Annotated in this window: 11 protein-coding genes and 1 pseudogene; 5 read left to right on the top strand and 7 right to left on the bottom strand. The window is 43.5% G+C overall.

What is annotated here, in order from left to right:
* Positions 1 to 22 precede the first annotated feature (22 nt).
* Positions 23 to 1,138, bottom strand: coding sequence for an FAD-dependent monooxygenase (locus tag JO375_RS12860; protein ID WP_229524849.1), 1,116 nt, complete (start codon positions 1,136 to 1,138; stop codon positions 23 to 25).
* 242 nt (positions 1,139 to 1,380) lie between these two features.
* Between JO375_RS12860 and JO375_RS12855 the strand changes: the two genes are divergently transcribed.
* Entirely contained in the window at positions 1,381 to 1,701 is a 321-nt protein-coding gene (locus JO375_RS12855) for a winged helix-turn-helix transcriptional regulator (RefSeq protein ID WP_229524848.1), read from the top strand.
* A 109-nt stretch (positions 1,702 to 1,810) separates the two neighbouring features.
* Here JO375_RS12855 and JO375_RS12850 read toward each other — a convergent pair whose 3' ends face one another.
* Positions 1,811 to 2,200 (bottom strand): winged helix-turn-helix transcriptional regulator, encoded by a 390-nt coding sequence (locus JO375_RS12850; RefSeq protein WP_229524847.1) that lies wholly within the window; start codon positions 2,198 to 2,200, stop codon positions 1,811 to 1,813.
* Positions 2,201 to 2,348: 148 nt separating this feature from the next.
* Here JO375_RS12850 and JO375_RS12845 point away from each other — a divergent pair, with 148 nt between their 5' ends.
* A complete protein-coding gene (locus tag JO375_RS12845) occupies positions 2,349 to 2,867 on the top strand; it encodes a DJ-1/PfpI family protein (RefSeq protein ID WP_229524846.1) in 519 nt (172 codons plus the stop codon).
* Positions 2,868 to 3,045: 178 nt separating this feature from the next.
* Complete coding sequence (locus tag JO375_RS12840; protein ID WP_322098731.1) at positions 3,046 to 3,747, top strand: YoaK family protein; 702 nt, start codon at positions 3,046 to 3,048, stop codon at positions 3,745 to 3,747.
* A gap of 12 nt (positions 3,748 to 3,759) precedes the next feature.
* On the opposite strand, the gene JO375_RS12835 is transcribed toward JO375_RS12840, so the two are convergent.
* Positions 3,760 to 4,935: an alanyl-tRNA editing protein gene (locus JO375_RS12835; protein ID WP_229524845.1), complete on the bottom strand. Its 1,176-nt coding sequence runs from the start codon at positions 4,933 to 4,935 to the stop codon at positions 3,760 to 3,762.
* 300 nt (positions 4,936 to 5,235) lie between these two features.
* Positions 5,236 to 6,828, bottom strand: coding sequence for an alkaline phosphatase family protein (locus JO375_RS12830; protein WP_229524954.1), 1,593 nt, complete (start codon positions 6,826 to 6,828; stop codon positions 5,236 to 5,238).
* Between the two features lie 459 nt (positions 6,829 to 7,287).
* Here JO375_RS12830 and JO375_RS12825 point away from each other — a divergent pair, with 459 nt between their 5' ends.
* Together JO375_RS12825 and JO375_RS12820 are read left to right on the top strand one after the other, a co-directional pair.
* Positions 7,288 to 8,061, top strand: coding sequence for an alpha/beta fold hydrolase (locus JO375_RS12825; RefSeq protein WP_229524844.1), 774 nt, complete (start codon positions 7,288 to 7,290; stop codon positions 8,059 to 8,061).
* A 146-nt stretch (positions 8,062 to 8,207) separates the two neighbouring features.
* On the top strand, positions 8,208 to 8,408 hold the full coding sequence (locus tag JO375_RS12820; RefSeq protein ID WP_229524843.1) for a hypothetical protein: 201 nt from the start codon (positions 8,208 to 8,210) through the stop codon (positions 8,406 to 8,408).
* Positions 8,409 to 8,417: 9 nt separating this feature from the next.
* On the opposite strand, the gene JO375_RS12815 is transcribed toward JO375_RS12820, so the two are convergent.
* The 3 genes and pseudogenes from JO375_RS12815 to JO375_RS12805 form a co-directional block, all read right to left on the bottom strand.
* Positions 8,418 to 9,455, bottom strand: coding sequence for a threonine aldolase family protein (locus JO375_RS12815; RefSeq protein ID WP_229524842.1), 1,038 nt, complete (start codon positions 9,453 to 9,455; stop codon positions 8,418 to 8,420).
* Positions 9,442 to 9,868 (bottom strand): annotated as a pseudogene (locus tag JO375_RS12810) (MarR family winged helix-turn-helix transcriptional regulator). The gene JO375_RS12815 and the pseudogene JO375_RS12810 overlap by 14 nt, the downstream one beginning before the upstream one ends.
* Before the next feature lie 1,340 nt (positions 9,869 to 11,208).
* Positions 11,209 to 11,976, bottom strand: a complete 768-nt coding sequence (locus JO375_RS12805; RefSeq protein WP_229524840.1) for a TSUP family transporter — start codon at positions 11,974 to 11,976, stop codon at positions 11,209 to 11,211.
* Positions 11,977 to 11,993: the final 17 nt, after the last annotated feature.

Raw genomic sequence — 11,993 nt, 5'->3', positions numbered from 1 at the left:
TATATTGTTTATTGAAAGTCGCTTATTGGATTTTTGCCAAATCCTCATCTTGTGAAAAATGTTCATGAAACGCGGATTCCATCGTCAGTTGCCGTTCCTGAAGCTCGGTCACAGCCTGTCGCCGCCCGTCTTCGAACGCCTTCAAGCCTGCTGCGGTGTATCCTCCCTCCTGACGTAAACGAAGAAGCACACTCGCCAGCACATCGGCATCCTTCAAGGCTGCGTTCAGGCCAAAAGCTCCGGTAGGTGTCATGGTATGCGCCGCATCGCCGATAAGGACCAGTCCGCCCTGTGTCCACGTGTCACTGCGGCTGCTGAAAATGTCCAGCGGCACGAAATCCTTCCATGAACGAATGTGATCATGCACGCTATGCTCCAAATCCGGGAACGCTTCTGTTAACAGCTGTATGAACGGTTCAAAAGATTGCTTGAACAGGCTTGAAAAGCTGCCTTCCTCCACATTCCAGCCAATCTGGATATAGTCTTCAGCCTGCGAAAATAAAGACAGTTGTCGTCCATTGACCAGCGCCAGGCGTGTCACAGGCTCCCATCCGACAGGTGCGGTGATTTTCGCCCATAGCAGATCATAGCCGTGCCGGATGTTCGTCACAGGCATCTGTGCCAACTTCCGCACCGTAGAATAGCGACCATCTGCTCCGACAATAACAGAGCAGTGAATCGTAATCTCATGGCCACTCTTGTCACGCACAGTCAGGCCCGTGTAGCCCTGCTCCCTGTCACCCTGCAACGCAGTCACTGTCGTGCCACCCAGGTAATGAAAGGATTCACACGTTGAAGCCTGTTTTAGCAGAGCCTCTAAAAAACGGGGCTGTGGAATGTGAATCCCCACGTTACCGTATGCGGAGCCCGACTTGACCGTTTTCAGCTGCTGCTGATGCTCCCAATATTCAATTCTCGTTGAGGCAAGAATGTAACCCTCATGAATGTTGTCGAGCAGCCTATGCTTCCCAATCACCTGCTGGCCCTCATCGTTTAAAATTTCACCGCGAAAAGCCTTTCCCGCCACACTCTGCCGCTCAACCAATATTGTAGAAACACCATGCTCCGCCAGCAAATAGGACAACAAAGTCCCTGCCGGTCCTCCGCCAACTACGCACACTTCACATCCCAGCTTCATCTGACTTCCCCCTACACCCAAACCATGACTTCAACGATTAAGCCCGTACGTATCAATTAAATTACATTTCGTTACAAAGTTCAATTTTTAAATACCATATATAAATGTACGTATTCAACAAGTTACTTTATGTAACAAAGTATATTTATATCATTCAGTTTCGTCAAGTAATAAATTTATACAAAGTAAAATCATTTACTTTTAACAGTGAATCGTTAATAATAGGAGCATGAGGTGATCATATGAACATTCCGCAAATGTGCCCACGGTTTGAAAAAGCGATGGAGCTACTGAGCAAGCGCTGGACGGTGTTGATCGTATTTCAACTAACTAACGGTCCACAGCGTTTCGCCGCTATCGAGAATTCAATCCCCAATTTAAGCGGGAAGGTCCTTTCCGATCGCTTGAAGGAGCTTGAAGAAGAAGGAATCATACAGCGTATGGTTTATCCTGAAAAGCCGGTTCGGATCGAATACTCCCTTACGGATAAAGGACGCGATTTAGCTCCATTGTTTGACTATATCGGTACTTGGGCTACTCGCTGGATTGAAGTTATGCCATGATAAATAACACGAACTGCTAACATGCCAAAGAACGCCATTGTCCGGGTACAATTCGTACTCATCACACAAGGCGTTCTATTTCTTTATGGAACGTGATAAGTGAAGTGTTCTACTTATACATCGCTGCTGCGTTCCATTTCCTCACGGATGGCTTGCACCCGTTTTTCCCCCAGTCATACATCATCTCTACAATCGGTAAAATCGTCATCCCCAATTTGGTCATCGAATACTCCACTTTTGGCGGCACCTCTGGGTATACCTCTCGGTGTACAATACCGTCCTCCATCAGCTCGCGCAGCTGGTTGGTCAGCACTTTATGAAACAGCTTCGGAAACAGCCTCTGCAGGTCGCTAAAACGGTGCGGCCCTTCCACACCCAAATGCCACAAAATAACAACCTTCCACTTCCCGCTTAACACCGACAGCGTCAATTCCTTTTCGCAATTATAGTCCCCGTTGACGATCTTCTCCCGTATTTCTTCTCTCAGCGTATCAGACATATATCGATTAACTCCTTCTAATTCATCATGTTCCTGCAGCCCAATAGTAACCTGCAGGTAACCTCCGTACTTGAAAGTGCATTCTTCACAGCCTGACAAAACCATCCTACAATAATAGTATCATTTTACATTCAAGGAGGAATAAAGTATGAGTAAAAAAGCTCTTTTTATTATACCCCCGGAGCGCTTTAATGAGGATGAATTGTTTAAACCCAAAGGGGTGCTGGAGCAAGCAGGCTTTACGGTGACACTGGCGAGTACAAAAACAGGCGAGATCATCGGTGACTATAACGGTAAAGCGACGGCTGAACTTATTTTCTCAGACGCAATCCCTGCGGAATATGATGTAGTAGCTGTGATCGGTGGATCAGGAACGAATGACTATCTGTGGAATAACCCAGATCTCCAGGCACTGCTAAAACAAACTCATAAGCAAAAAATCTTATTGTCCGGTATCTGCGCGGGTTCCGTAGCCGTGGCCCAAACCGGGCTGCTCTCCGGCAGAACGGCTGCATGCTATCCAGTGGACGTACAGAAAGATCAGCTCCAATCGCATCAAGCCGAATATGTGGCTCAGCATGTCGTTGCGCATAGCGACATTATTACGGCCGACGGTCCAGATGGTGCTCAGGCGTTTGGCGAAGCTCTCGTTCAAGCGCTGCAATAAATCATCCGAAGCTCCCGGCAGTTGTCCCTAAGCAAGCAAAAAAACCGCTTCATGTTCTCGCTAGAGTGAAGCGGTTTCTTTGTGCCGATTTCGTGCCGAAGTGTCCAAATGAATTGTCGTATCCGGATTGTCGTGCTAAGTTAGAGGAATCGACGTTTTAGCACAGGAGGCTTCGGCCGTGATTATGAAGGGCAAAATCCATTTACATCAGGTAACGTCCGAATCCTTACGACTGGGCGCCTTACTTTCATTAGTAGGGGGCTTTTTGGACACATATACCTTTGTCGGAAGAGACGGCGTATTCGCCAACGCTCAGACAGGCAATATCGTACTGCTGGCTATCAAAATCATTCAGGGAAACTGGGTTCAGGCGTTAGTCCATATCCCGCCCCTGATCGCCTTTTCGCTGGGTGTTTTTGTCGCTGAAGGGATTAAACGAAAATCGACCCATCTCTTAACTCCAGACTGGACTCGCGCTATTCTTTTACTGGAAATTGCAATTTTCTTCATCGTGGGACTCATTCCGCAGGGGGTTCCCAATACCGTGGTGGTGGTGATCGTCTCATTCGTCGCTTCTGTCCAAATGACTTCCTTCCGCAAGCTCATTGATGTGCCATATACCTCAACCGTCAGCACCGGCAACCTTAGATCAGCTTCTGAGGCTTTGTATATTGCCATTACGACCAAGGATACGAACGCCGCCATTCGAGCGATGCGTTACGGTGTCATCCTGACAGCCTTTTTGGTCGGTGCTTTGCTGGGGGGATTTCTGACTTTGGCTATTGGGGATATAGCCATTTGGGGTGCTGTTGTTGCACTCATTTTTTCTTTTATTTTATTTACGGAAAAAGAAAAGTGGAAGCTGCCCCTGCGTCACTAAGCCTGTATTATATTAGCCCTGAACAAATTGCCGCCGGGCTGTTTCAAAAAAACTCAGAAGATCCTCGCGGGACGGGAATGCGGCCTGAGCTGATTGGTTGCTGCCGCCCCCCTTCCCTTGGAATGCGCCCAGATTCTCCTTAAAAAATGCCCCGCAGGCGACCGCCTGTGTGCCGTTATGTGTCAGAATGATTTTGTTGTCTGCTGTCGTCGCTAATAAAACAAGCAAATCATGTTCAGCGGTCAGCTTGGTAGCCAATTGCTGCATCTCCTGAAAGGATTTTTGTTCGAATACATGAGCAAGAACGTGCCCCTGAACAGCTGACAGCAACTCTTTTATCTGATACGAAGCATTTTCCTCTTGTAGGAGCTCCACTTGTGCCTTGAGCTGCCTGTGCTCCTGCTCCCATTTTTCAAATCGGGTCAAAATGTCTTTGCGTCCGGTATTGAACCTCGCAGATAACACGTCTAGAATCCGAACACTCTCGTTAAAGTCCTGAAGTGCACGAGCGCCGCATTTGAAATGGATTCTTGCCATTCCCTTCTGCTTCTCCCATTTCAGGCATTTGATAATCCCAATTTCCCCGGTCTGATCCACATGTGTGCCACCGCAGGCATTATATTCAATGCCTTCAATCTCAACAATGCGAATATTCTCCGTCACCTTGGGCGTTTTCACAAGCGGGATATCCTGCAATTGCTCATGGGTTACAAAATAGCTTTTTATGTTGCGGTTGCTGTAGATTTGCCGATTTACTTCCTGCTCGATTGCCGATAGCTGCTCAGGGGTTATACCCGAACAGTTTACATCAATCGTGGCGTACTCTTGTCCCAAATGAAAGCTTTCTGTACGCGCGCCCAACAGCTCCAGACAAACCGCTGACAGCAGATGCTGCCCGCTATGCTGCTGCATATGGTCAAATCTGCGCTCCCAATCCAGTTGGCAGACCACCTTCACATCCTCCGGCAAACGCTCTACCTCGTGCCAAATGTCCCCCTCTTCCAGAAAAACATCCACTACCCGGATACCCTGAATGGTTCCTGTATCGCACGGCTGTCCTCCTCCATGCGGATAAAAAGCCGTTGCCTCCAGCGTGATAAAATATCTCCCCTCTTTTTCCATACTGTGGGTAATATGTGTGTCCCACTCCGTAAGATTCGGAGCGGTGTAATATAATTTTGTCGCCATTTCAGGTCCCTCACTTTTGGGTATCTTTGTCTCGTGCGATATCCACTTATTATCAAGTACTTCACTGTAAATATCAATGTAGTGAATAGCTTGAATTATGCACGAACAACCCTCATCGGCAAAGTGTCTGCATAACATTTGACAAAATCTGGATTGAAATTAACTTTTGAGTCGATAAATTAATCTGTAAAATAAAAAGGTTAAGGGTCGTTCAATGCCCCTTAGCCTTTTTTTACTAGCTTGAGAATGTAACGAAAAAACTTGTATACCACAAAACTTCCCTCAAAAAAAGATACCGCCTTATTCATTCACCAGTTGCAGAATCCAATCTTTTATATCCACAATTCGCAGAGTTTTGGGCCGTGTATTCGTTCCGGAAATAATTAACGGGACAAGGGAATCTTTTTCGTGCAGTGATCCATGGGCTCCCCCTCCGATGTGAGTAGGGGAACTTTCACCAACGAGCTCATATCCGGGTTTGACCGTCACAACAACATATTTGCCTTCATGAGAATTCATCGCCCCGTATAACCTCGCTAGAACATCGGGGTATATTCCATACTTAATCCGATTGTTATTTATTTTTATATCGGCAAGGCTTGCTTCGCCCGATAATGTCCATGATTGCCCATATTCATCTGTGAAATTTCCACCGGGACGATAAGAAAAGCTGGCGACGCCTTCTTTCCCCTTGGCAATACGTATATTATGTTTATCGTCTTTTATTGCGATGATATCGAGTCTTTCCTCTTTTTGTAGATCCTTTACTACATCGGATAAATTGACGTTATCATTAATCGCATAGACATAGGCCATTCGTTCATTCGCGGAAATGACCATTTGGTCTTCTTTTCTTATGGGTTGATTTAACTTTGCTAAACGGTAACGGCTCAACAGCCGCTTTATATCAACAGTTGCTGCCTGTCGATCATCATAAACCACACTTTGTCCACTGTCGCCCATGACGATCCATATCGCATTTTTCACAGCCTGCTCCCACGAACCATATTTGTTAAGCACCGTTTGCAGCGCTTGATCCGCTTTTTCAATTCCCTCTAGCTCAGTTGGGCCTTTTTTATGCACCTTACTGTCATTCTCTGGAAAATATGCAATGGTTACGCTGGGAAGCTTTTTTTGACGAATTAAAAAAGCGATATCTTGTGCCGAAAACTCGTTGTTCATCCCGAATTTTTTCCACGGAGAAGTATTCCAGTTATTCTTCGGATCCAGTTGTGTAAAAGTTGCATATGAAAACCATCGGGGTCCTTTTATTTTTAATTGTTCAGGCACTCGGCTGCTGCTCGATAGGAAGCGAGGCACTTTTAAAACATGCTCTGTTCTTCCTCTATAAACAATAGCGTTAATTGACGCAGATTCCTTTCCTTTGTTGGCCAGCTCTTCATGAATAGTTTTCGTTTTTTTACTCAAATGAACTTGATTTAACTGGTGGATTACATCCATAAATACTTGCATTTGATCGATCTTGAAGGCTTCTTTGACGCCATTTCCGTAGAAAACCATGCGTTTCCTTTGATCGCTGTACCACACAAGTCCGGGCACATGATGCTCGTTTGCATACGTCCCCGTTAATAATGTGCTGTCAATGGTCACGGACATCGTGGGGAATGAGCTAACAACCTGCGGGAAGTATTGCCCTTTTTGAATCAGATATTGCATAGCGGGTGCACGGCCCTGTTGAATTGCCTTTAGCAATGGCTCGTTCATTAAAGAATCAATCAGGATCACGATGACAGGTTTAGCCTTACGATTCACTGAAGTTTGGGATTGAACACTTTGTTGATGCAATTGTTTGCTGGAGTCCGCCCTGCAACCGATGACCAATAAGCTTAAACTCAACACAAGTAAAATGCTCATTTTGTTCTTTATTTCCATGTCGGCCCCCATCTTTGAAATCATACAGTTTACTTCATTTCTAATATTTTTGCTTACATTACAAAAGTTATTCCAAATCAAATTATGATTTCATGAATGTTTTTGATCTTATAGGTCAAAATTATGTTTGTGATTCGACTAATTAGAAAGAGGTTGAATTCTCATTAACATTCCGTTCTCACCCAGACTGTATCATTGGTTTGTCCGTCCGAAATGGTTCACTAAAAAAATATATCCATGATCATGTACAATCCCATTTTACTTTTGAGGGCCAAACTGTACTGGATTTTGCCTGCGGTACTGGCGCAAATTGCTCCAGAACCTTCATCGTTATGGAGCCCTGTTCATACAAGAAAAATCCGTTATGTAACAGGTTTATGAAATGGTATGACAACGGGGAATATATTCGTAATTTTTTTATAATAAAACCAAAAGCACTAAAGGAAGGAGAGTACAACGATGACGACTAAAAACATAAACGGATACTCAATGCATTATATTGATTCCGGAAAAGGAATCGCTCTCCTCTTCATTCATCCTCCGGTGCTCACAAGCTTAAATTTCATATACCAAATCCAAGGGCTTTCGTCTCATTTTCGCACTATTGCTTTTGACATCAGAGGACACGGTAAGAGCCAGCCTTCACAGCAGGCTGTTACGTATCCTCTAATTGCCCAGGATATCAAACAGCTGATGGACCAGATGGGCATTGATAAAGTATTTTTATGTGGATATTCCACTGGAGGCTCGATCGTGCTTGAATTTCTCCTGACCTATCCAGAGCGGGCATGGGGAGGTATCGTTATCAGTGGAATGTCGGAAGTAAATGAACGGCGGCTAAGAAACAAAATTTCTTTGGGTATTGCTCTCTCCAAAATCAGAGCGGTCGGTACAATTGCGCTGTCTAATGCCTGGTCGCAAACGAAACAGCCGTCTTTGTTTTATAAATTATTTAACGATGCAAGACAGGGCAATTTCAAAAATGTCGAACAATATTACCAATACAGCTTAAAGTACAACTGTACCTCGCGGCTCGGAGAAATCCATCTTCCCGTCCTGCTCGTTTATGGGGAAAAAGATAAGCTCTTTTACCCGTATGCCAAAATATTACACCAGCAATTGCCGGTGAACGAACTTGTTTTCATTCCAAAGATGGATCATCGCCTTCCTACGAAGGCGGCGGAGGCATTAAACGAACTGATCAAGCAATTTGTTCACCGCTTTAGCCTTTAGGGCATACGCTACAGGAGCATCATGAACCTTATTTCACATTGGAAATATACAAATTGTGCTAAATCATATATAGTTTAGGTAGGGACGAATATATTACTGCAAGGTATGGCCATTTCGATCAGCGCTCCTTTTTTGCTCAGCCGATCATGCCGTTGCCAATTCAACCCTACTTTATATGCTTGTTTTTCCATTTTTATATCCGCCTGCTCTTTCATGGAATTGTAGACAAGCCGCAGGGAATTCAGCACATGGGCAGCACAAAAAAGCCTATACTCATCGCAGTCCTGGCAACAAGTACAGGCTTTCAACTTACCTCCTATGATGTAACAGATGATACAACCGAATAAATAAACACACTAATGCAACGCTTTGATATCCTGAATCAGCATTTCAACATGCTCCTTCTTCGTGGCCCAACTAGTGCAAAATCGAACCGCGCTATGTGTGGCATCGGTTTTTTCCCAAAAGGAAAAAGTATATTTCTTTCCCAGTGCTTCTAATGTATGATCCGGTAAAATCGGGAACTGCTGATTGGTTGTAGAATGATACAGGAAGCGGATTCCTTGGTTAGTCAACGCAGTTTGAAGCAACATCGCCATCTCTATGGCGTGCTTGGAAATGTCAAAGTATAGACCATCTTCAAACAAAGTTTCAAACTGAATGCCTAACATGCGTCCCTTCGCCAGCAGTCCTCCGTTTTGCTTGATCATGTATCGAAAATCTTTTTTCAACGCATCATTGATAATGACTACTGCTTCTCCCATCAATGCCCCAACTTTGGTTCCGCCGATATAAAATACATCGCATAGCTTCGCGATATCTGCCAAGCACATATCACTGTCATCTGCAGCCAGGCCATATCCCAACCGGGCGCCATCTATAAACAAGGGCAGACCACATTCCCGGCAAACCTGACTTAACGCTTCCAGCTCGGATTTAGTATAGATCGTTCCATATTCCGTAGGCTGAGAGATATAAATCATACCGGGCTGTACGCTATGCTCAGGAGCGGCATCGTTCCAGTGAGCGTCATACAGCTCCTTTACCTGCTCGGCCCGGATTTTCCCATCATCACTTGGCAAAGTAAGTACTTTATGCCCAGTAGCTTCAATCGCTCCGGTCTCATGTACGGCAATATGCCCAGACACTGCAGCAACGGCACCTTGATGCGGACGCAAAATAGATGAGATCACCGTTGTATTCGTCTGTGTACCTCCAACTAAAAAGTGTACATCTGCATTTTCGGAGCCACATGCTTTTTTAATATAAGCCCTGGCTTTTTCACAGTGCTCATCCACACCATAGCCGCCAGTTTGTTCGTCATTCGTCTCCAATAGCCGCTTTAATATACGTTCATGGGCACCTTCGGTATAGTCGCACTCAAATCGAATCATGTTGTTCTCTCCAGTTTTTCCAGTTTATTCTGAATCCGCACCATAGAAGTATGTAATTCTTTAATCTCTTTCTCTGATAGACCTTGAACCAATTTTATGATTTGCTCGTCAGACCTTTTATCCAGTTGGCGATAGAACACTTTTCCTTTAGGCGTCAAACGAATCAGATTTGTTCTATTATCCACCGAAGAATTTTCCTTAACAAGGAAGCCCTCTTTGCAAAGTTTAGCAATGATTCTACTCATATAGCTGCGGTCAATTTTAAGAGAATCGACTAATGTATTGGCTATGCATGGCTCAATCATACCGATCTCTATAATGACACGTACTTCGGTAAAGGAATGTCCGCTATCCAGCACATGTCGATCCAATAAACCGAGGATATTGGTATAAAATCGATTGAAACGTCTCATATCTGCGATAAACTCAGCATCTATATTAATTTTAACCCCCCCTATATAGTGGACTTTTACAACAATATAGTAATCATTTTTGTGGACTGTGTCAACAAAATGACGGGATTTGATGTTCAATTAGCCATAAAATAAAACCCGTCGCTCTTTGTATAGAGAAGACGACGAACAACGAAATTCTTCCTCTCTACGCGTTTTTTAGCATTTAATTATTGGAACGAATCACAAAAACAAATGTGTCGAACATGTAGACGAGAATATTTCATCGACCATAACTTTTTTGAAAAACGGCACTCACTTTATAACTTACATGAAACCTTTTTTTATTCCAACGTGGAGAGCTGTCACAAAAAGACGAGCACATCGTTATTGTATCCATGTAAAGAGTAAAGCAGAAAGGGCAGACCGCAGCCAAGTTATAAAACATGTGCTCTCCACTATGATCTTGTATCCTCTCAAATGTTGTAGAGGTGTAACGATGAAAGGACGGTGACAGCAAAAAAGGGGTTGAGCTGGAGGTACCATACGTTTCTTGGTGTTGGACAGTCACTATAAATCTATTTAAATCTGAAGGGAGTTTTGTACATGCAACACATTTTTAACGATCTCATTCAGCCCTGATCTGGGCAACACATGTAGACTGGAGCGAGGTGACAGACAGCGTCTTTGATGGGCTGGAAAGACCTGACTACTATTGAATTAGTTCTCGTCGCAAAGACACATAAAGAAGACACACCTAAAGGCAGCCCTATTCCTGGCGCCCATGAAGAGGGGGAGAAAACGACATAGCTCCTACCGTCAGCGCAAAGGAATTCGTAGAAGATAATCAAATGTTGTTGTTCCAGGCCGGAGCTAAAACAACGGCGATCATCGTTCTTGTCTGGTAGTTTCCTATAGTTCATGGAAGACCCCGGCTACTTATAGCTGACAGGTCTTCCATGACACCTCCAAAATCTCATAGCGTGGGTTTTATGTCATTTCGTTGGCAGTACCCCACCTATACTTTCAGAAACCCATTTTCCAAAAATACATTTTTTGACATTATTTATGTATTTCATTATCAAATAAGACATTTTATTGAATAATAATATTTATTATGTGTGTTTCCAATATACCATCTTTTGGTACAACAATAAATACTATAAATGCTTCATTAGGAGAACATTGGATTTACAAGCTGTACTTGTAGGTTCAAAATCATTTAGGAGGGTGGATATCAAATGAAGATATTCAGGATTTTGCAAAATTCGATTCCTAGAAGTGGCCTCCCTGTTTCTATTTACACATAATATCTTACGCTCTCAACTATGACCCTTTAGAGAGATACAATTTTTTAGAAATTAATGAATAGAATCGTATATGTTTTTCGCTAATAGTAAAAAGGTTACGGCAATAAACAATGCACGTACATAACCACTTCCTCTTTTAATTGCAAATTTCGACCCGCAAATCGCTCCAATAATTCCTGCAAGTGCCATTGGCAATCCATAAACATAGTTGACTTGTCCTAAATACATAAACATCAACAATGCAGCAATATTACTACCAAAGTTTAAAAATTTCGCATTCCCCGCTGCCTTTATAAAATCTAATCCAATCATTAAAAAAGCAAATATTAAAAATGAACCTGTTCCAGGACCAAGAAATCCATCATAGAAACCAATAGCAAAAATTAATACCGTAAAAATAATAAAGTGATGGATAGACAATTTTTTATAAGTTGAGATACTGCCCCAATCCTTCTTGAAAATCGTATAAATTGCAACGACTGCGAGCATGACTAACATCATTGGCTTGAGTACCTCAGGGTTCATAAAATGAACGGTCCAGGCCCCAAGCATCGAGCCGACAAATACGAGTGGAAATAACTTATACACTGATGTTAAATCGAGTTTTCCAGAACGATAAAACATAAATGTGCTCGTTAAAGAACCCATTGTGCCTACTAATTTATTCGTAGCAACAGCTGCCGCTGGAGTCATCCCTGTAAATAACAATGCAGGCAGTGCAATCAGTCCACCCCCCCCTACAACTGAATCAATAAATGAAGCTAAAAATCCAAAAACAATCAAAATAATTAATACCGATGGGTCTAAGTGAAAATCCATATAATCACCCTTTCTTT

Origin of the sequence: Paenibacillus farraposensis, assembly GCF_020736845.1 — a bacterium.
Taxonomy (GTDB): Bacteria; Bacillota; Bacilli; order Paenibacillales; family Paenibacillaceae; genus Paenibacillus; species Paenibacillus farraposensis.
Note: the sequence above shows the minus strand (reverse complement) of the source record. Positions and strands in the feature narration are given on the sequence as shown.